This window comes from Ktedonobacter racemifer DSM 44963 (assembly GCF_000178855.1).
In the GTDB taxonomy this organism is placed as follows: domain Bacteria; phylum Chloroflexota; class Ktedonobacteria; order Ktedonobacterales; family Ktedonobacteraceae; genus Ktedonobacter; species Ktedonobacter racemifer.
Genome location: NZ_ADVG01000005.1, coordinates 555,774 through 576,791, shown reverse-complemented (window position 1 = coordinate 576,791; position 21,018 = coordinate 555,774). Strand labels below are relative to the sequence as shown.

The window sequence follows — 21,018 nt, the reverse complement described above, 5'->3', positions numbered from 1 at the left end:
GTGGATATGGTCTTTTCAGGCCCAGGGCAAGCGTTCGCTACTACGAGCCGCAAAGGAGCGCAGAGTTGAATGCGAGAGCATGCCGCATCACTTGGTGGAAATGAAATCTGGCCTCTCTATTGGAGAAGAGAGGCCAGATTTTCGCGGAAATTCCTGATCAGCTTCTTCTTCTCTCTCAAGAAGCTCTTTCTCCCCACATGGAGAAAGTCAAGCTACGGCGTAAGCACGGTCAACTGAAACGCGCCTCCGTGGTCATGGGCATACTGGATCGCTTGATTCACCTCTTCCAAGGGGAAGACACGGGTTGAGAGCACGTCGAGACGGAGTAGACCAGCGCGAATTAATCCTGCGAGCAATGAGGGAGCGTGTTGTGGATACATATACTGACCGCGTATCACGATGTTATTATGCATGACATACCAGTACGGTATCTCTATGTCAGCATTGACGCCTCCCATCAAAACAGCGGTTCCGTTTGGGCGTACCGCCAGAATGCCGCGACGAGTTGGCCCAGTATCTTGTGTTTGCCCCAATATATCGAGCATGCAGTCAATTGGACCCTCGGCAGCCTGTGCAATGCGTTGCCTATTGCTTGCTTCATTGTCAGAGAGCAGAACGGGACGGACACGTTCCCCAAAGTGGTTCACTAGGATATCAAGACGGTCCTTATTTCTTCCAGGTGCAACGACTCGTTCCACGCCCATCGCTAGAGCAACCGCCACTGCTGCGCCGCCAAAGTAGCCAGTGGCTCCATTCACTATCACCGTCTGTCCCGGCTGGACGTTTGCTGCTAACAGTCCACCGTAAGGAACGAGCAGGGCAACCAACCAGGTCAGTTTCACAGGGTCTATGTCATCCATATGGTCGAGTGGAACAGCATTCTCAAGGGGAATGAGCATCTTTTCAGCAAATGGACCATTGCGAAAGTAGGTTTGGAGTTTCTGTGGCCCCTCTCCTCGGGCTATCCATCCTTGCAGCATACTATTGGCTGGTGTCGTGCTGTCGTCGCGTGGTCGAACCATCGGATCACAAAAAACAAGCTGACCGGGTTGGAGTCGAGTGGTATCAGGTCCAGTTTTTTCCACGACTCCAATAGCTCCACAGCCGGGAGCAAGAGGAAGGACCAGGGGATAGGGTCTTTCTCCACTAAAGACTTCTTGTGCATACCAACCAACAGGGGCCGCCAGCACACGAATGAGGACTTCACCCGCGCTGGGAACAGGTTCAGGAATATCTTCAAGAAGAAGAGGCTGACCAAATGCTTTCAGAATTGCGGCTTTCATACAAAGTTTCCTTTCCCAATGTTTTTCTATTTATGGTATTATCTTGCCATAAGCTCTCAAGCCATACCAGAGTGTGTTGATACTAGTAGTAGCACTACCAGGGAAAGGAACGCGCGCATGACGGAGAATGAGCAGCGCTCGGAACTAGCAAACTTCTTACGGATACGGAGAAGTCAACTCTCACCAGCAGATGTGGGGTTGCCACACACCGCACGTCGCAAAACGGCGGGACTGCGACGAGAGGAAGTAGCCCACCTTGCAGGAGTTGGCGTGACCTGGTATACCTGGCTGGAACAGGGACGGGATATCCATGTCTCCACCCAGGTGCTCGATAGCCTGGCACAAACCTTCCAGCTGACTCCTACTGAAAAAGCCCATCTCTTTCTTCTGGCGGGTCAGGCATCGCCTGCACATCCGGTACCGCAGCGCGAGCAAGTCAGCCCCTTTCTTGCTCGCCTCCTTGAGCACATGGGAACCAATCCTGCCTACATCACTGGTCGAAGATGGGATGTGCTGGCCTGGAATCAGGCGGCCTGCCAGGTGTTTGCGGACTTCGCAACGATACCGGTCGAAGAGCGCAATATCGTGCGCCTCATCTTTACCAATGAGGAATATCGTCGCCGCTGCGTGGATTGGGAAGGCGTCGCACAGCGTATATTGGCACAGTTGCGTGCCAGCAGTAGCCAGTATCGCCAAGATGCACAATTGAACCAACTGATTACAGAGCTTCAGCAGCGCAGTCCAACATTTGCGCGCTGGTGGTCACGGCATGAAGTGCAAGAACGTCATGAGGGGCAAAAAGAATTCAGGCATCCTCTGGTCGGCTTGCTCGTGCTCGAACACAACACCTTTCAGATCGAGGACACACCGGGACTAAAAATGGTGGTCTATCTCCCTGCTTGTGAGGAGACAGCCAGAAAGCTCGAACAACTTGCTTTGCCCTAACACACGACACGGAGAAAGCCTGCCATCCAGCAGAGAATGCACAAGCCCTGACTTCTCGCACGGCAGGCGAGATCGCGAGCGATGTATTTACAATATTCCGTGCTGATACCCTAGATGGGGAGCGGCTTCTCCAGGCTCTGAATAATCGATTCCCATGTTTCGTGCCGATTTCCTATGTTTCGCCTCAAAAATCGTCGAACATTCACGCTATTTACCAGGACCTCTTTACCGCTTCCTCGCTCTTACCAGAAACTATTGGGGAATTTCTGTTGGGACCCCAAATTGTCCTGCTGCTACGCTCCCCATCAGACCGATCCGTTGACCTCTTTGGACTGTTTTCTCGCCCAATTGTGGCGCAGCGCCTCCCTGAATTTACAAAAACGATGTGCAACAATCCGCCTCTCTGGCGCTTTTTCAGCGTGTCAACCGCTGTGCTGCTCAACATTGAGGGCAAGTGCTAACCTTTGAGGTCAAAACCTGCCCACTTGGTGGCTCTGTCTCAATCTTGATACTGCTGGCGAACCCCTCTCGACCGCATCAGAATGGCATTGTAAAGAGCGCGTCTGGATCCCAAGCATGTTGAAAGCTCCTCAATCTTCAGTGAAATGCGGAATATATCAGCAATTCCTCCTTTTGTCAGGCTTCTGTTTGACTCAAGGGTGTTCGCAGATCCGGGCCTCTTCACGCTACGCCTGTTCCCTAGCTACCTCATCGCTCTCTCTAAGGTTCGCCAGCAGTATCAATCTTGGTGATAAGCTCTTATTTTAGCAGGAACGCATGAAATTCTTGAGCTCAAGAAGTGGAGGTTGCTAGGGGAATAAACTCATCCTTCACCAAATTTGAGACAGATCCACTTGGTAGGTCATTTACCATGAAGCTGTGAGAGCCGGGCCAACGCTGGCCAGCGTGACAACAAGCAGGAGAAACAGCAGGGTTGCCAGGATCAGCAGCGGACTGAAGAGGAACTCAAGGGGCGTAAGCTGTTGACTGAGCATCTTGACACTCCCCCGGATAAATCCAGGGGGCTTCTTCCTTCATCCAGGTGACTTGCGCCATCCCATTGCTGAGATAGTGTAGTGGCCCTCCTGTCCAGAAGCGTTTCATGCACTCACAGATGCATCAGTTCCCGTATGCCCTACGGTACTGAGAGCTTTTTGCAAAATGTTCAATGCGGCGTTATGATCCCTGTCTAAAACCACACCACACCCCGTACACACATGCGTACGCACACTCAAGGTTTTCTTCACAAGCGTTCCACACGCACTACACGCTTGACTAGTATAGTGGGGGAATACTGCTATGACAGGGATTGTATGTATTACTGCATAATACTTGACCCAAAGCAGAAATTGCCCCCATCCAGCATCGTGGATGCTCTTGGCAAGGTGCCTGTTCCTCACCATGTTGCGAATCTGCAACTCTTCAAAGGCAATCAAATCGTGAGATGTGACGAGCGCGTTTGCCTGTTTTCTGGCAAAATCTTCGCGCTGCCTTTGGACTTTGAGATGCGCTTTGGCGACGGCTTGACGAGCTTTTTTGCGGTTTTTGCTCTTCTTCTGTTTGCGTGAGAGGCGACGTTGCAAGCGTTTGAGACGCTTTTCAGCCTTGCGATAGTGGCGGGGATTCTCGACGGTGTTCCCTTCAGAATCGGTGAAAAACGCCTTCAAACCAACGTCAATTCCAACCTGCTTGCCAGTGGGAATATGTTCAATATGTCGTTGAGCAACAATAGCAAATTGGCAGTAGTAGCCGTCTGCACGCCGGATGAGACGAACACGAGTGATGGCGGGTATGGGGCGAGTCGCAAGATCACGACTCCCGATTAAACGTACCCTCCCAATACCACACCCATCGGTGAAGGTGATGTGCTTGCCATCAGGGTCGAGTTTCCACCCGGTTGTCTTGTACTCGACGCTTCGGTTATCGTGCTGAAAACGGGGATAGCCTTTCTTGCCGGGCTTGTGGTTACGGCAGTTGTCATAGAAGCGTGCAACGGCAGACCACGCCCGATCCGCACTGGCTTGACGAGCCTGAGAATTGAGCAAGAAGACAAAGGGGTGTTCTTTGGCAAGGACGGCGCAATACATTTGCAAGTCATTCCTGGTCGCGTGGTCATCTATCCACAAACGCAAGCACGTATTGCGAATAAATTGCACAATGCGGATAGCTTCATCAATGGCAGCGTATTGTGCCTTGGTTCCATCCACTTTGTACTCGTAGATCAGCATTGCGCCCCTTGCTCCTTTCCTTTGTGTTATAATTATACATCAAAATTCTGATGTATGCAAGAGGTGAAAGAGTGAGACGTACAAACATTTATCTGAATGAAAAGCAACACCAAAAATTGCATGAGCAAGCTGAGAAAGAGGGTGTCCCTGTCGCGGAATTGGTACGCCGTGCTGTGGATGCATTTCTGTTGTGGTATGATCCGTCCTACTGTCCAACTCCACCCAATCCACCCCAAACAAGGAAGAGCCATTCATCCCCCGGATACATCACGGGGGCTTTCTGGCTCGTTTTCTGTAAGTACAAATCTGTCAAGAGAAAGGGCACCATGTATCCCCATGGCTTTAGCCATGGGGTCTCACAGGCCGAATACGATGGGGAAAGGTTACAAGCCCCGCCACCCTATCCACCAACAAAGGACTCGCTTGTATCCCCATGCCTCAAGGCAGGGGTCTTACGCTCGGTCTGATAATCTGTGCTGGTCCCTGAGACTGGTCAGTGACCCCACGAGTAAACTCGGGAGCTTGTCTCTCAACTCCACCGCGATTCTGAGTACCGGCGAAGGCGCTCAGCTTTGGCTTCCCTGTCGGAGGTATCGGGGGCAACTGACAACTGCCCCATCTTCCCCCAATCTTGTCGGAGGTAGAGCGTTCTCATGACCTGATTGCGCGCACCCACCAGGTCCGCGTGCAACTCGTAGTGACACTTGCCACAATGGAAGACCAGTCCCTTGTTCGGGCGATTGTCCTCATGCGTGTAGCCACATTTGGGCCAGGCTTGCGAGGTATACTGCGCCTCCACTTTGATGGCCAGCGACCCGGCCAGGGCCGCTTTATAGGCAATCAGGGCATGCAGTTCGGCAAACGAGCACTGGGAGCGCACCCGGTTGGCGCGCCGCATCTTCGGGGTCGCAGGCTCGGTCCCTTTGCTGCCTTTCTTGCGTTTGCGCTTGTGCACTTTGGTGCGTTCGCGGATGCCGGTCAGGTCTTCCAAGCCGATCAGGGCCTCTTGGTAGGTCGTGACGATCTGCCTGGCGATGTGGTGGTTGGCTTGCCGTTTCAACCGTCTCTCTCTCCGCTCGATCCGCCGGATGGAGCGTTTTGAGCCGCGAGTGCCTTTGTGTTGCAAGCGTTTTCTCATGCGTGCGTAGTGGTTGACCCGTTGTTTGCTCTGCTTTCCCGAGAAAAAGCAGGTATCTCCCGTAGCCGTGGAAGTGACTGCCAGGTAGCGGATGCCGACGTCAACGCCGACCAGTTGTTTGTACTGTTCAAAGGTCGGTTCAAGGAGTTCGATCTGTAGGAAGACGAGCAGATAAAAGCGTTTCCTGGCCTGGTCATACCAGAGCTTGGCCGCTGCGATCCGGGCTCCTTGCGCTATCAGAGCTACATGCTTCCCATAGCCGCTGTAAGGGACGATCACGCGCCCAGAGAGCGTGAGGATGCTGACCTGCTGCTCGTGCTTGAAGCCGTAGTCGTGCTGGTAGTTGTAGGTCAGGGTGGGAGAGAGGTACTGGGGGGCCTGATCCAGTCCCTTGTAGCGCTTCCTGGTCACGCCTGCCCGACGCAACTCTGCATTGGTACGCACCTTGGTCCACAGGCCTTTGTAGGTGGCTCCGAGGTACGCACCTTGGTCCACAGGCCTTTGTAGGTGGCTCCGACTTGGCGCGCAACATTGCAGGCCATTTGGGCTGGCGACCCATAGCGAGCGCGAAGGTCGTTATCGGTCCCATCTTGCAGGCGTCGCTGGTTGCTCATCTTGCCGTGCTCAAACGCATAGCGGCTCACAAAATTCAGGGCATCGCGATAGGCCAGTTGGGTGGCCCGTAAGGCCGCGAACTGTTCTGGAGTCGCGTGCAGTTTGAGTTTGGCCGTGATGATGTGTTTCATACGAATAAATGTGCTATAGTCGCCGATACCTGTCAATGCCTTCCTTGTGTGCGTTTGCCTCTCCCCTCCTCTGCGAGAAGGAACGCCGCACCGTGCCCCCCCTCCCGTGGGGGTTTCCTCCCCATGCGTAAACGACAGGGGACTCCTGCGGCGGTTTGTTGAAAGTTTGTATTTACAGAGAGCCAGGCCGCACTAGGGCTTGACAAGCACATATTCCGAAGATACTATTAAGAATAGCCATGAGTTATACGTATAACATACGGTTAACCGATCGAAGAGATGCCGCGTAAAGGAGCGCCGGCTCTGGGCGCCCGGCGCGGCTACAACGGTGATGTTGCTTGCTCCGTGAGAGGAGGTTTTCGTGACGCTGTTACCCCATGCGCTTTCGCCTGTCATTGTCCATACGCTTCGTTGTGAATATCAGGAAGCTCCACTGGGTATTGATATTCCCCAGCCTCGTCTGAACTGGGTGATTGCTTCCAAACGGCGGGGTACTCGCCAATCCGCCTATCAGGTACAGGTTACAAGCGGGCAGAATCAGGTCTGGGACACGGGAAAAGTACTCTCTGACCAATCTACTCATGTTGCTTATGCTGGCCCGCCTTTGCAGTCGCGCCAGCGCTACACCTGGCGCGCACGCGTGTGGGATGAACACGACCAGGTATCCGCGTGGAGCGAGGCCGCGTGGTGGGAAATGGGTCTCTTGCAAGCCGCAGACTGGCGCGCGCGTTGGATTGAGCCTGATTGGGATGATAACCCCGAAGCTTTCAAGCCGGCCCCTTATTTGCGCACGCGGTTTGAGACCACCAAACCGGTTGTAGCCGCGAGAATCTACGCGACCGGGCATGGCCTGTATGAGCTTTCGCTCAATGGCCAGCGGGTCGGCGATGCCTATTTTACGCCCGGGTATACCAGCTACCACAAACGCCTGCAGTACCAGACTTACGATGTCACCGCCCTGGTGTCCGCCGGGGAAAACGCTCTGGGCGCGATTCTCAGCGATGGATGGTATCGCGGGCAAATTGCCGCGTCCTCCCGGCGCAATGTTTACGGAGATCGCCTGGCCCTCTTGCTCCAGCTTGAACTGCGTTATGCCGATGGTAGCACGGAAATCGTGACCACCGATGAGCGGTGGCGCGCGACCACCGGGCCGCTGCTGAAAGCCGATTTCAAAGACGGTGAAATCTACGATGCGCGCTTGGAGATGCCTGGCTGGGATCGACCGGGTTTTGACGACAAAGAATGGCAAGGGGTACGCCTGGCCTATTTCCCCCTGAATCAGCTGATCGCAGCTGCTGGCCCGCTGGTCCGGCGCAAAGAGGAGTTCCCCCCGGTCGCGCTGCTGACCACCCCGGCGGGTGAGACCGTGGCTGATCTGGGGCAAAATTTTGCTGGAGTGGTGCGCTTACGCGTCCAGGGACCGAGGGGAACGATCGTCACGTTGTATTATGGCGAAACGCTCGACGAGCATGGCAATTTCACCATGAAAAATATGGAAGTGCCGTTGCTGGCAAAAGTCTCGCAGGAAGACCACTACATCCTGAAAGGCGATGGAGAGGAAATCTATACACCGCGTTTTACCGCGCATGGCTTTCGTTATGTCAAGCTTGAAGGCTTCCCCGGCCGGCTCTCTCCTGAACAGATTACGGGGATTGCGCTCTATTCCGATCTGCCGGAAACGGGAACCTTCTCCTGCTCAAATGCACTGATTAACCAGTTAGAGCACAATATCCTCTGGAGCCAGAAGAGTAACTTCCTGGAGATTCCCACTGACTGTCCCACGCGCGAACGCTCCGGCTGGACCGGTGATGCCCAGATTTTCGCGCGAACTGGCTCGTTCCATCTAGAGACCGCCGGATTTTTGACGAAATGGCTCAAAGATCTGGCTGCCGAGCAGGGATCTGACGGCATGGTTCCCAACCGAATCCCTTCGCCACCGGCCTCGCATGGCTCAATCCGCGAGGGGTCGGCTGGCTGGGGAGATGCAGCTGTGCTAGTTCCCTGGACGCTCTACCAGATCTATGGCGATCGGCGTCTCCTGGAGGAGCAGTACCCCAGTATGCAAGCCTGGGTAGAATATGAGCGGCACAACGCACGAAACTGGCATTGGGTGAGGCGACTGGCGCCGGTACGCTGGTTCAGCCGCAAGCGACGGGCGCGCGAAGCCTTCTTGTGGAATACGAAATACCACTGGGGCGAGTGGTTAGAGCCGGGAGATGTGGGGCTTGTCAAGATGATCGCGGGCATTCTGTGGCGCACCCTGTTCTCCGCTCCGCTTGTGGCGACCGCGTACTTCGCACGCTCAGCCGGCCTGCTGGCCGAAATCGCGCGGGTGCTGGGCAAGGATGACGATGCGCGTGAATATGCCGCGTTGTATCGGCAGATCAAAGAGGCATATATTGCTGAATTCATCGGCAGAGATGGCCGGATTCGTCCAGAGAAGCAAGCATCCTATGTACGTACCCTGGCCTTCGACCTTCTGCCTGAGCAATTGCGCCCCGCCGCGGTCCAGCGGCTGGTGCAATTAGTCAGGCGGGTCAACACCCATCTCGGCACCGGTTTTCTCTCGACCCCCTTTCTCTGTCATGTCCTGAGCACCAATGGATACCTGGATGTGGCCTATGATCTCCTCTTGCAAGAAACCGCTCCATCATGGTTGTATGCCGTGAAGCGAGGGGCAACCACGATCTGGGAATCCTGGGAAGGCATCAAGGAAGATGGCACGCCGCAGCTTTCGCTCAATCATTACTCCTATGGTGCGGTCGGAGAGTGGCTCTATCAGGTGGTGGCGGGACTTAACCCCGGCGCGCCTGGGTATAAACGGATCATTTTCCAGCCCCGTCCAGGCGGCGGCCTGACGCATGCTGGCGTGACCTATCAGTCGCTCTATGGAGAGATCGCGAGCTGGTGGCAGCTCCAGGACGGCATCTTCACGCTGACGGTCACCGTTCCCTCCAACACCACGGCCAGCGTCCATTTGCCCGGATCAGCCGGTGCCGAAGTAAAAGAAAGTGGACAACCACTGGAAACGAGCGAGGGAATCAGGCAGGTGCGCCAGGAGAGTTCAGGGATCATCGTGGAGCTAGACTCAGGCATATATACATTTACATATCCCAATGCATAATACCAAATCCGTGAAAAAGCAGGCATATTCTCTGCTTGCGAGTCACCAAGACCCCTAGCGAAAGGAGGAGCTTGCATCTCACCTTCGGCGAGGAACGGATGCACGGGTTCCCGGCTGATCCGGGGACCCAGTGGGACGGGTGCGTTCGGTCGAACCACCTCAAGGTGGCACGGCCAGGCCCGAGCTGCGAGAACAGCCGCCCCACACAGGACGGCGTCTCCAGGGTGGTCTCGCGGAGACGCTGCGTTCCCCCTCACCATACTACCCTGCGCATGTTCTGCGCGTTGACGGTGCGCACCGCTCTCGAGTGAGCGGACTGCGGGCATCTCAGACGAGCGCCGTTGCAAAGCGTGTCACCAACGGTGTTCGCATGCTCTTCTGACGCAAGCGAGGACAACGGGGAAAGGAGCGCGTGACGCTCCTCCCCATGTCTGCACGCCAGGGGTTCCCACCTCACGCGATTTCCACTGATGGAGCAGCGTCCCTTGTGCGTTGGTGGTCCCTGGCAAACAGAATTGCGTGGAGGCAAACGACGCGCGCAAGGGGCGTCGCTCCATTCACGGTGCCAACACGACTTTCCTTCTCATGCATCGACGCATGAGAAGGAAGAGACACCCACCGTACTCATAGTATTTGGTATTCGATGAAAGGAAAACACACTCCATGGCAGATTTTGTTCCAGCATCTCAGGCGTCTCCAGTGTCCACGGATGCCGGAGACGCCATCGCTGAGGTTTTGCGCCCACCCATCACGCCTGTCGGGCGCGGCTTTCTGGTGATGCTAACGCTCGCCAATATGAGCTGGCTCCTCGTCGGCATTCCGGTACTCCAGCTTCTGGTACCCGATCAGGTAAACGCGCTTGACCCACTTCACAAAGTGGCTATGCTCGGCGTGATCTCTACGCTTGGAGGGCTTGCTGGTATCGTCAGCACGCTCCTGAGCGGTGCTCTGAGCGATCGGACCACCTCGCGGCTGGGCCGACGGCGCCCCTGGATACTCGGTGGAGCGCTAGCCGTGGCGGTCGCGCTCGTGTTTCTCTCCAGTGCGAACAGTATTCTGCTGGTAGCGATTGGCTGGAGCCTGATGAACTTCAGTGGAAATGTGATGTATAGCGTGCTGAACGTGATCATCCCGGATCGCGTCCCTGTCCAGCAGCGTGGTATCGCCTCGGCGGTGGCGGGCCTCGCCACCTCACTCAGCGCACTTTTAGGGTTAATCCTCGTCACCTTTGTGCTGAGTGCCAGCAAGCAGTCGTTCTCTGTGGCCTATTACACGCTGCTGCCGATTGGCCTGGTGCTGGTTGGTGGCTTTACGCTCTTCTATCGTGAGCCACGCCTGCCCAGAGAGGCCCGCCCACCGTTTCGCCTGGGAGCCTTTCTCGCGAACTTCTGGGTGAGTCCGCGCCGCTTCCCGGACTTTGGCTTTGCCTGGGTCACGCGCTTCCTGGTGCTGCTCGGTTATTTTGTGGGAATTGGCTATAGTAACTATTACCTGCGCGACGTGATCCACTATGCCCGGCTCTTTCCCGGCCAGAGCGTCGATGCTGGCGTCACCCTTTTAAGCGCCATCGCCTTGATTACTTCCCTCTTTTCTGTCCTGCTGGCCGGCTTCGCTTCAGACCGCTTGGGGAGCCGGAAGCCGTTTGTCATTATGTCCAGCATTCTGCTAGGACTGAGCCTGCTGACCCTGGCCTTTGTGCATAACTGGCCCGCGACCATCGTCGCCTTCGTCCTGATTGGCATCGCCTTCGGCGCCTATTCTGCTGTGGATAGTGCGCTGGTCACTCAGGTACTCCCGCGCGCCGAAGATCGCGGCAAGGATATGGGCGTGATCGGCATCGCGCTGAGTCTCGCGCAATTCATCGCGCCCTCGCTGGGCGCCCTCGCGATCAGCCTCTTTGCCTCTAATGTGGACGTGGGCTACACCAGCCTCTACCTGCTCGCAGCAGTCCTCACATTCCTGGGGGCGCTTCTCGTCCTGCCAATCAAGGGTGTAAGATAAGATGATATCTTTGCTGGCCCTGCTGCAAGACCTGACATACAGGGCCAGCAAACCGGGTTTTCTGCTATTTCTAAGAAGGGATTGAAGACATGGACGAAACGATTGTTGAGACGCATTCGGGAAAAATCCGGGGCGCGGACCTGGGCAAGGTCATCGCCTGGAAAGGCATTCCGTACGCGGCTCCTCCGGTGGGAGCGCGCCGCTTCCAGCCGCCACAGCCGCCGGAACCCTGGGCAAGCGTACGCAATGCGACGACCTTTGGCCCGATCGCGCCACAGCTCCCTTTCCTGCTGGCGAATGGCACGCTGGAAGTAGAGATGCCGGAGCCGCAAAGCGAGGATTGCTTGTATCTCAATATCTGGGCGCCACGCCAAGACGGTCGGAAGCGCCCGGTCATGGTCTGGCTACATGGCGGCGCCTTGCTGAACGGATCTGGCTCACAATCCGATTATGATGGGGCGGACTTTGCCGAGCGAGGCGATCTGGTCCTCGTGACTATCAATTATCGCCTGGGCGTCCTGGGCTTTCTCTACCTGGCAGAGCTGGCAGGGGAAGCCTATGCCTCTTCAGGAAATTGCGGCCTGCTGGATCAAATTGCGGCGTTCCAATGGGTCCGTGAGAATATCGCGGTCTTCGGGGGAGATCCCGACAACATCACGGCCTTCGGCGAGTCGGCAGGCGCGATCAGCATCGCGATGCTTTTCGGTATGCCAGTGGCCAGAGGACTGTTTCAGAGGGCGATTCTTGAGAGTGGCCCGGCCAGCGATGTACCAGATAAAAAGGCCGCCAGTCAGAAGACCCAAACGTTTCTGGAAATCCTTGGCCTGAAAACCAGCGAGATCGCCGCGCTGTGGACCCTCCCTTATGAAAAGCTGCTGGCCGCTCAGGCTCGCTTGATCAAAGATGGTCGCTTCGGCGGCATTCAGCCGGTACTCGATGGCAAAGATCTGCTCGCAACGCCTCTGCAAGCGCTCACGCGGGGCGCGGCCAGAGATGTGACGCTGCTGATCGGGACCAATCGCGATGAGGCCAGACTCTTTACCGACACGATCACCGGGGAGAAGCGCGAATCCTCGCTCGCTTCTGCTGCTATTTCACCAGAACTCAGAAAGAACGCTCTGAAAATTTTGCGGACCTACAGCAAAAGCAAACGCGCTTTCTGGCGGGCTCTGGCATGCTTCGCCTTGAGGATGCCTGACGAGAAATTGCAAGATCTCCTGCTGGAGATAATCACCGATTACGCGGCGCGCATCCCATCAATTCGCCTGGCAGAACAGCAAGTGCGACAGGGCGGACGCGTCTGGATGTACCGCTTTGACTGGCCCTCGCCTCACCTGAAATTCGGGGCGTGTCACGCGCTGGAACTGCCCTTTGTCTGGAATAAGCTGGATGCGTCGAGTATGAGCGTGCTGCTTGGAGCGAATCCTCCGCGTGAGCTGGCCTGCGGAATGCAAGCGGCCTGGATCGCCTTTGCACGCACCGGAGACCCCAACATTCCCGAGCTCCCAACCTGGCCAGCCTACGATCTTGAGCGCCGGGGCACCATGATCTTTCACGAAATGTGCCAGGTGATCAATGACCCTCAAGCGGCCGAACGCCAGGTCTGGGACGATTTCTTCTCGGTGGCTGGGGAACTTGACAGCACAGAAGCCAGCGGGGCATAATTTTGCCAGGAAAGCTTTTGCCACAAGCCTCACCCAGAGAAAAGAGAATTTAACAGTTGACCAAAAGCGAAGAAAATGTATTGAGAGGGTATCAAGGAGCATACAAAGCTTTTCTCTTGACAAAGAAGAATAAACGTTCTATAATAAAAAGGCATGAGATAGTTTAGCGTAGAATAAGTGAGTAAACACATGATTCGTGCGCATAAAATACGTCTGCATCCGACCAAAGAACAACACGTCTACTTGGCGAAAGCAGCAGGGGTTGCACGATTCGTGTGGAATTGGGCGTTGGCCGAATGGAACCGGCAGTATGAGGCGGGGGAGAAATCGACCGCCTTGAAACTCAAGAAGCACTTCAATGAAATCCGGCGCGAGCAATTCCCCTGGACCTGGGAGGTCACCAAGAACGCCTCGGATCAGCCGTTCCTGGATCTGGGAAAAGCCTTTACAGCCTTTTTTGAAGGCAAAGCCTGTCACCCGAAGTTTAAAAGCAAAAAGCGCAGTAAACCCAGCTTCTATCTCGCCAACGATCAGTTTGAACTGGGGGATCATCGCATTTGGGTTCCCAAGCTCGGATGGGTGAATATGGCCGAGAATCTCCGCTTTGCTGGCAAGGTCACCGGTGCTCGGATCACCAAAACCGCGGACTGGTGGTTTGTCTCAATCCAGGTGGAGATGCCTGATGAGATCCCGGTGAAGAAACCGGCAGCGGTGGGCATCGATGTCGGGCTCAACCGCCTGGCGACCTTGAGTACGGGAGAGGAAGTCGAGAACCAAGCCTTCCTCAAAACGGCTCTGGGGAAACTGCGCCGGGCGAACAAGCGCCTGCATCGTCGCAAACCAGGATCAAACAACCGGGAGCAAGCCCGCAGGCAGGTCGCACGCCTGCACTACCGCATTGGCTGTCTACGCGAAGATGCGCTCCAGAAACTGACCCCCGACTGGCGGACAGTTATGGGATCGTGGGAGTGGAAACCTTGAATCTCAAGGGACTCCTCAAGAACCGACGCCTGGCTCGCTCCTTCTCTGATGCCTCGCTGGGCGCGCTCAGGCGTCTGCTGGAGGCCAAGGTCGCGCAACGCGGGGGACAGGTGATCAAGGTGGGCCGCTTCTTTCCTTCCAGTAAAACCTGTCACTGCTGCGGGTGGAAATGGGAAGACATGACGCTCAAAGACCGGGTGTTTGTCTGTCAGAATCCCTCATGCCCGTACTATCAATTCCCGCAAGATCGGGATCACAATGCCGCTCAGAATGTGCTGCGGGAAGCCCTGCGCTTGATCGGGCTCATAGATCGAGTCGCCACCGGTACTGGCTCGGACGATGGCGTAAACTTGGCTGTGGACGCGGGGTAAGACCAAAAAGACCAACCGGTCTTGAGGCACCTACGAGTGAAGCAGCAACAACGAAAGATCTGGAAGGCGATGCTTGCATACGTTTTCCTACATTAATCGGAGCAGAGATGATATGCCAGAAAAAAAGCCCCGGACAGCGCGCCAGGCGGCTCCCACCAGCGTCGATGTGGCGCGACGAGCAGGCGTCTCACAGGCGGCTGTCTCGTACGTGCTCAACGGCGTTCAGCGTACCCATGTCAGCCAGGAGGTCCAGGCAAAAATCTGGCAGGCCGCTCAAGAGCTGGGCTATAGCATTCATCCTTCGGCGCGAGCTTTGCGCAAGGGGCAGAGCGATGAAATCTGCTTAATTGCTGATGTGCCGGTTTCGGCCCACCTCTTTGAGCTGTTTGCCGCGATCCAGCAGCAAACCTTTTCTTACAATCTGGCACCGGTTCTGTATGTCAGTCACGGCCTTCCTCCGCAGCAGGTAGAAGAACTGCTGCGGCGCATCTTTGCGCGCCGGCCTATGGGGATTATCGCGACCGCTCGCAGCATGACCGAGCAGCAAGTCGCGCGAGCCAGGCAGATGGGCGTTGAACAGGTCGTGCTGGTCTCGGCCGAGCCCGCGACGTATACGTCCTGCATTGTTTTGCCCTCATACGAAGCTGGCACCCTGGCGGCTCAGCATCTCCTGGAGCGGGGGCACCACCATCTCGGACTTGTCCACCCGGACGATGCCGCCGCCGCCTACGGCTTTCAGCAGCGCCTGGAGGGAATGCGTGCGATTATCTCCCAGACTCCAGGGGCAACCCTCCAGATCCTCCCCATGCACCTCTCGCTCTCCGGCGCGCGCGCCCTGATCGAGACATATCTGGATGGACCAGGTCACCCCACTGCTATCTACGCATACAACGATGATTACGCGCTGCCCCTGCTCAGAGCGCTGGCGGATCGAAAGTTCCGCGTTCCAGAGGATATCGCGGTCCTGGGCACGGATAATGTCTCCTTTGGCGAATTTATCCAGCCAGCCTTGACAACCATCCACGCCGACAATCAAGCCATTGGCCAGCGCGCCATCGAGATGCTGTTAGCGCTGCGCAGCGGGCAGGCCATCCCGGCAGAGCTGACCCGCCCACTCCAACCACGGCTCCTTATCCGGGAATCAACGTGATTTCCCTTTTACAGAGAACGCGGCGAGAAAGCCCCGGTCATTGATGCCGGGGATGAATCGCCGCCTCTGCTGGATGAGAGGAAAGAGAGCAGGGTCAGATACCTAGAACTAGCGTTCTTCCCGTTCCTCTGGTACAATAGACGTCAGTGGATCGAGATCACGTGTGTGTTCGAAGAAGGGGCCACAATGCCGAAGAAGTGTCAGGGACAACGCAAGAAGAAGGAACAGCAGGAGAAGCGACCTGCGACCCCCACCTTTCTGCTCGAGTTGCCTCTGGCCGTCGATCCAGGGCAAGCCGCCCGCCTGCGCGCCCATCTGGAAGCCGCTCGTCAGCTCTACAACGCCATCCTCTCCCAAGGACAACAGCGCCTGCGCCGCATGCGCGCTGACCCCGCCTGGCAAGAGGCCCGCGCCCTTCCTCTAGAGCCAGCTTTCTTGTTGAAGCGAGAAGGACAGGAAGCGTGGGCCGAACCCCTGGAACCCCCGTCGCTTTAGCGCGGGGAGCTTCAGTCTCTCACTAACTGCTTCTAATGTTGTCCATTTTCTTCTCTTGCTTAGCAAGAAAAAATATTGGGACCGCTATTACGCCAAAAATTCCTTCTTTAATTTGCATACCATCGTATAGGCCGGATCGAACATGTTGCCCAAATCGTACTCGACGCATTGTCCGAGCAAATTGCTCGCTTCTATCTCTAATTAGGCGTCAGAGGACCCCTTGCTTCTAGCTATGGGGATGAATGACGCCGTTCCTTTCTTTTGACTTTCTACATGCTATATACTAAAATGTAGAATATGAAACGGAAACGCGCCTACAAGTACAGGTTTTATCCCTCTGACGAGCAGAAACCGATTTTTGCTCGTACTTTTGGTTGTGTTCGTTTCGTCTATAATTGGGCGTTGCGTAAGAAGACGGATGCCTTCTACAATGACAACCAACGCCTCTACTACAAAGATCTTTCTGCTCTGCTCCCTGACTTGAAAAAGCAGAAAGAGTATTCATGGCTTTCTGAAGTTGCATCCGTTCCTTTGTAGCAATCCTTGCGTCACCTCGATAGAGCTTTCATTAATTTCTTTGAAGGTCGCGCAGAGTATCCTACCTTCAAGAAGAAAAGCAACCGTCAATCTGCTACCTATGCTGGCACGGCCTTCACATGGCGCAATGGGGCTCTTACACTCGCTAAGATGAGTGAGCCACTTGATATTCGCTGGTCGCGTCCTCTTCCTGATGATGTAACTCCTTCGAGTGTGACCATCACCAAAGACTGTGCTGATCGCTACTTTATCAGCATTCTAGCTGAAGATGAGATTGAACATTTACCCTCTAATGAGAATGCTCTTGGTGCTGATCTTGGCTTGAAGTCCTTTGTGGTTCTCTCGACTGGTGAGATCGTGGGCAATCCCAAATTCTTTCACAAAGATGAGAAGAAGCTTGCCAAAGCACAACGTCGTCATGCCAGGAAGAAAAAGGGCTCAAAGAATCGAGACAAGGCACGCAAGAAGGTAGCGCGTCTTCATGCCCGTATCGCTGATCGGCGCCGTGACGCGCCTGCACAAGCTCTCGACACGACTGATCCGTGAAAACCAAACGATCTGTGTTGAGTCGCTGGCAGTCAAAAACATGGTCAAGAACGAGAAGCTCGCCAAAGCGATAAGCGATGTCGGATGGTCTGCGTTTGTGTCCCAATTGGAATACAAAGCCGACTGGTATGGTCGAACCCTGGTCAAGATTGATCGGTGGTACCCTTCCAGTAAGCGCTGTTTCGAGTGCGGTCATCTTCTCGACGCTCTCACGCTTGATGTGCGTGAATGGACCTGCCCTGAATGTGGTGTCCATCACGACCGTGACATCAATGCAGCAAACAATATCCTTGCCGTGGGACTCACGGTTCATGCCTGTGGAGAGAGCAGAAGACCTGGAGCGGTGAAAACCAAACCAGGCAGTTCTCGACGAAGCAGGAAAGCCTCGAAGTGATTCGAGGAATCCCACGGCTTGAGCCGTGGGGAGGATGTCAACTGGTAAAAACGCATTTGATCAGTTGTGAGATAGAGGTAGGTACGAAATTGGACCTATCAACAGACATTTCATATTCGGGCACTGTTTCCTCTACTCTCCCCTGACGGAAGGTTACTGGTTTTCCGTGATGGAGAAGATTGCCTTCAGGTATGGTCAAGGGAAGGGTGGCAGCTCGCAACACTGACGAGTGCGTGGCAGGGCAAGATGGATGGCGTCTTCTCGCCAGATGGGAGATGGTTTGTGACTTTGAGACAGATCCGACAAGCGAGCACGTGCCCCGAAGAGTGCTCGCTTGCCAAGGCAAAAGGTGCTCACTCACTTTTCAGGGCGTTTCCTTATCACGTGCGCAGCGTGCTTTCCACGGTCAGGTATCCCTCCTTTTGGGAAGGGTGACCGTAAAGGTCGATCCTTTCCCGGCGGCGCTGTCCACAGTGATGGTTCCCCCATGGCCCTTCACGATCTCGGCCACAATATACAATCCCATGCCCAGACCAGGGATCGTCGGTTGCCTGGGACCAACGGCTCGATAGAAGCGCTCAAAAATCTTGTCGCGCTGCTCTTGTGGGATGCCCAGGCCATGATCCCGCACCCGGACAGTGACCGCATCTTCGGTGGCGGAGAGTTCCATCTCGACGGTCCTGGCATCGGGTGAATACTTGATGGCATTGCTGAGCAGGTTGGTGAAGACCTGCCCCAGCCGGTCTTTGTCCCCCACCAGAGAGCAGAAAGTTGCGCCACGCACCACAACGGTATGGGTCGTCTTGATCTGCTGCATCGTGTCGGCCACCTCACGGAGCAAGGCATCCAGATTGACCGCCTCCCGGATGTACTCCAGCCTGCCTGCCTGGATCTTGGAGACATCCAGCAACTCTTCTACGAGCCGGGTGACGGTGTTGATCTGGGTCTGCATGCGAGAAAGAGCCGGAGCAGAAGCCTCGAGCCCTTGCCTAGCCAGTTGCCGGTGCAGCAAGGTGGCCTGCAGTTTCAAGGCAGCGAGTGGGTTCCTCAGTTCATGGCTGGCCATGCTGATAAAGGCATCCTTACGTTGCTCGAGTTCCTTGCGCGCCGAGTTATCCAGCACATAGCTGATTGCCTGACGCGGGTGATGCTCTAAGGCAACCCCGCCCACGAGCACTGGTAGGCGACTGCCATCTTTACACACGTACTCTTTCTCATAGGGCGTCAACGACTGCTGGGCGGCAAGTTCCTGATGGGCCTCGCAGGTACGATCCAGATACTCTGGCGCCGTCATATGTAACCAGTTCATGTGCCGCGCGCGAAGGTCTTCGCGAGTATAACCCGTCATGTGCAGAAAGGCGTCATTAGCGTCCACAATCTGTTCACCTTCGATGACGTTGATGCCGATAATGTTGGAGTTCATCAGGATGCTCGCACGCTCCTGACTCTGGCGCAAGGCTGTCTCGATACGCTTCTGATCCTCGATGTCGGTGCAGGTGCCAAACCACTTGAGGATCTGGCCCGTTTCATCGCGCACCGGCATGCCGCGAGTTAAGAACCAGCGATACTCCCCCGTTTGGCCCTCCTTGAGACGATATTCAATCTCGTAGGATTCACCCGCTTCAAGCGCATGCCGCCAGATCGTCAGGGTGCTCTCATCATCGTCGGGGTGTAAAAACTGGTTCCATCTCTGACCCAATGCTTGTTCGGGGGAGGAACCGGTATAGTCATACCACCGTTGACTCCAGTACTCTACCGATCCATCTGGCTGTGTCGTCCAGACGAACTGCGGCACCGTTTCGGCCAGCACGCGCCAGTTCTCCCAGCTTTCTTTGAGCTGGTGCTCGACCCGTTTCCGGTCATCGATGTCGGTGCAGGTGCCAAACCATTTTAGGGGTGTGCCCTGAGCATCCTTGTGCAGCATGGCTCGGACAAGGAACCAGCGGTACTCTCCGGTCGTGCCATGGCGCATGCGCAGCTCCGCTTCATACGGCATGCCAGTTTGGACGGAACGCTGCCACCCCTCCAGCACGCGCTGCTGGTCATCGGGGTGGATGGCATGGAGCCAGCCGTCTCCTTGAGCTTGTTCGGCGGTCATGTTGGTATAGTCACGCCAGCGTTGGTTCGCGTATTCAGCTGAGCCATCAGGGCGCTTTATCCAGACGAGGTGGGGGATGGCATCGACTAGGACACGGATTTCGTCTTCGGCCTGCTTTTTGTCGTGAATGTCGGTGCAGGTGCCAAACCATTTGATGATCTGGCCTGTTTTATCGCGCATCGGCATGGCGCGGGCTAAAAACCAGTGATAGGCTCCGGTCGTGCCATGGCGCAGGCGCTGTTCTGTCTCAAAGGGGGTGCCTGTTTCCCTGGACATCTGCCATGCGTCCCCGATGCGTTGCTGGTCATCGGGATGCAGGCACTGGATCCACCCGTCACCCTGTGCTTGTTCGGTGCTCAAGCCGGTATAGTCAAGCCAGCGTTGATTAGAATAGTCGATATACCCGTCGGGTCTCATGGTCCAGACTTGCTGGGGTATGGCATCGATGAGGGCGTGGAGTTCCGCTTCGGCGCGCTTGCGTGTGGTGATGTCGACGCCAGCGAGGACGAGGTACTCGATGTGGTGCTCCGCATCACTGTGGGGGGTGATCGCGACATCAAGGGAAAGCTCCATTCCTTCTCTGGGGTGAACCAGCGTCTCAAAACGCACCGTTTCACCCATGCTGGCTCGCGCGATGGCGGCGCGTAATTGCGCCTGACTGGCAGGAGAAGAGGAGCACCAGGGGCCTTCGACCAGGGGGTTGCCAACCACCTCTTCGCGTCTGATGTGCGCATCGTCTAACAGGACCTCATTGAGGTCCAACACGATCCCATCGGGGGTCAGAAAGGCGATCCCAGCACGCATGTTCTTGAGGACATCCATGGAGAGGGACCCGCGCTGGTGAACGATCTCCTGGCGGTGGGCTGGGGCTTCCATCTCATGGAACTGCAAGGTGAGTCCCCCAGCGGTCGGAGAGAGATGCACGTGCAACCAGCTCCCCGTCACGGGAGACACATACTGCACCTCGGTCAGGGCTCGGGTCTGTTTCGTCTTCTGGATGGCCTGGTAGAGCGCAGTGCTCACCAACTGTGGCGCGCAGCGCCAGAAGCTGTTTCCAACCAGTGTCTCTGGTGCGACTCCGGTCAAGGCCTGTGCGCTTGCATTGGCATAGATGATCGTTGAGGCATCATCCAGAACAAACAAGGCCCCAGGAAGTGCCTCGAGAATAGTGAGGAGCGTCTCATGAGACTCTGGGGTGAGACGCTTGATTTGCCTTGTCTTCAACATAACGCGGTCAACCTCCCTTACGCGTATCCCCATCCCTGGTAGCGAAACTGCGTGCCTGCTCTCACCTCAAGGCGTCTCGTGAAATGATGC

At 55.8% G+C, this 21,018-nt stretch carries 10 protein-coding genes and 4 pseudogenes; 9 read left to right on the top strand and 5 right to left on the bottom strand.

Annotation, left to right across the window (positions count from 1 at the left end):
* Positions 1-212: 212 nt before the first annotated feature.
* Entirely contained in the window at positions 213-1,283 is a 1,071-nt protein-coding gene (locus KRAC_RS56640; RefSeq protein ID WP_007922562.1) for a quinone oxidoreductase family protein, read from the bottom strand.
* A gap of 117 nt (positions 1,284-1,400) precedes the next feature.
* Between KRAC_RS56640 and KRAC_RS56635 the strand changes: the two genes are divergently transcribed.
* Positions 1,401-2,228 (top strand): helix-turn-helix transcriptional regulator, encoded by an 828-nt coding sequence (locus KRAC_RS56635; RefSeq protein ID WP_007922561.1) that lies wholly within the window; start codon positions 1,401-1,403, stop codon positions 2,226-2,228.
* Positions 2,229-3,094: 866 nt separating this feature from the next.
* Here the strand turns inward: KRAC_RS56635 and KRAC_RS78925 are convergent.
* Positions 3,095-3,223, bottom strand: coding sequence for a hypothetical protein (locus KRAC_RS78925; protein ID WP_007922559.1), 129 nt, complete (start codon positions 3,221-3,223; stop codon positions 3,095-3,097).
* Positions 3,224-3,328: 105 nt separating this feature from the next.
* Entirely contained in the window at positions 3,329-4,456 is a 1,128-nt protein-coding gene (locus tag KRAC_RS56625) for an RNA-guided endonuclease InsQ/TnpB family protein (RefSeq protein ID WP_007922558.1), read from the bottom strand.
* Positions 4,457-4,506: 50 nt separating this feature from the next.
* On the opposite strand from KRAC_RS56625, the gene KRAC_RS78920 reads away from it, so the two are divergent.
* Entirely contained in the window at positions 4,507-4,923 is a 417-nt protein-coding gene (locus tag KRAC_RS78920; protein WP_274532239.1) for a ribbon-helix-helix domain-containing protein, read from the top strand.
* 62 nt (positions 4,924-4,985) lie between these two features.
* On the opposite strand, the pseudogene KRAC_RS56615 reads toward KRAC_RS78920, so the two are convergent.
* A pseudogene (locus tag KRAC_RS56615) lies at positions 4,986-6,340 on the bottom strand (RNA-guided endonuclease InsQ/TnpB family protein).
* A 361-nt stretch (positions 6,341-6,701) separates the two neighbouring features.
* Here KRAC_RS56615 and KRAC_RS56610 point away from each other — a divergent pair.
* The 7 genes and pseudogenes from KRAC_RS56610 to KRAC_RS80645 all read left to right on the top strand — a co-directional run bounded on the left by KRAC_RS56610 (position 6,702) and on the right by KRAC_RS80645 (position 17,603).
* The gene (locus tag KRAC_RS56610; protein ID WP_007922554.1) at positions 6,702-9,464 is read left to right on the top strand and encodes a glycoside hydrolase family 78 protein; all 2,763 of its coding nucleotides are present in this window, start codon (positions 6,702-6,704) and stop codon (positions 9,462-9,464) included.
* A gap of 663 nt (positions 9,465-10,127) precedes the next feature.
* Positions 10,128-11,465, top strand: coding sequence for an MFS transporter (locus tag KRAC_RS56605; RefSeq protein WP_007922552.1), 1,338 nt, complete (start codon positions 10,128-10,130; stop codon positions 11,463-11,465).
* A gap of 89 nt (positions 11,466-11,554) precedes the next feature.
* The gene (locus tag KRAC_RS56600; protein WP_007922551.1) at positions 11,555-13,129 is read left to right on the top strand and encodes a carboxylesterase/lipase family protein; all 1,575 of its coding nucleotides are present in this window, start codon (positions 11,555-11,557) and stop codon (positions 13,127-13,129) included.
* Positions 13,130-13,318: 189 nt separating this feature from the next.
* Positions 13,319-14,481 (top strand): annotated as a pseudogene (locus KRAC_RS56595) (RNA-guided endonuclease InsQ/TnpB family protein).
* Between the two features lie 112 nt (positions 14,482-14,593).
* Complete coding sequence (locus tag KRAC_RS56590) at positions 14,594-15,631, top strand: LacI family DNA-binding transcriptional regulator (RefSeq protein WP_007922550.1); 1,038 nt, start codon at positions 14,594-14,596, stop codon at positions 15,629-15,631.
* Between the two features lie 39 nt (positions 15,632-15,670).
* Positions 15,671-16,051 (top strand): annotated as a pseudogene (locus KRAC_RS77860) (AAA family ATPase); the annotation flags it as partial.
* Between the two features lie 372 nt (positions 16,052-16,423).
* A pseudogene (locus KRAC_RS80645) lies at positions 16,424-17,603 on the top strand (RNA-guided endonuclease TnpB family protein).
* A gap of 406 nt (positions 17,604-18,009) precedes the next feature.
* Here the strand turns inward: KRAC_RS80645 and KRAC_RS56575 are convergent.
* Complete coding sequence (locus KRAC_RS56575; protein ID WP_007922548.1) at positions 18,010-20,928, bottom strand: PAS domain-containing sensor histidine kinase; 2,919 nt, start codon at positions 20,926-20,928, stop codon at positions 18,010-18,012.
* Positions 20,929-21,018 lie beyond the last annotated feature (90 nt).

Coding starts and splice junctions, on each gene's coding strand:
- KRAC_RS78925 (WP_007922559.1), bottom strand. CDS start 3,223: ATGCTCAGTCAACAGCTTACGCCCCTTGAGTTCCTCTTCAGTCCGCTG.
- KRAC_RS56575 (WP_007922548.1), bottom strand. CDS start 20,928: ATGTTGAAGACAAGGCAAATCAAGCGTCTCACCCCAGAGTCTCATGAG.
- KRAC_RS56635 (WP_007922561.1), top strand. CDS start 1,401: ATGACGGAGAATGAGCAGCGCTCGGAACTAGCAAACTTCTTACGGATA.
- KRAC_RS56605 (WP_007922552.1), top strand. CDS start 10,128: ATGGCAGATTTTGTTCCAGCATCTCAGGCGTCTCCAGTGTCCACGGAT.
- KRAC_RS56590 (WP_007922550.1), top strand. CDS start 14,594: ATGCCAGAAAAAAAGCCCCGGACAGCGCGCCAGGCGGCTCCCACCAGC.
- KRAC_RS56625 (WP_007922558.1), bottom strand. CDS start 4,456: ATGCTGATCTACGAGTACAAAGTGGATGGAACCAAGGCACAATACGCT.
- KRAC_RS56640 (WP_007922562.1), bottom strand. CDS start 1,283: ATGAAAGCCGCAATTCTGAAAGCATTTGGTCAGCCTCTTCTTCTTGAA.
- KRAC_RS56600 (WP_007922551.1), top strand. CDS start 11,555: ATGGACGAAACGATTGTTGAGACGCATTCGGGAAAAATCCGGGGCGCG.
- KRAC_RS78920 (WP_274532239.1), top strand. CDS start 4,507: ATGTATGCAAGAGGTGAAAGAGTGAGACGTACAAACATTTATCTGAAT.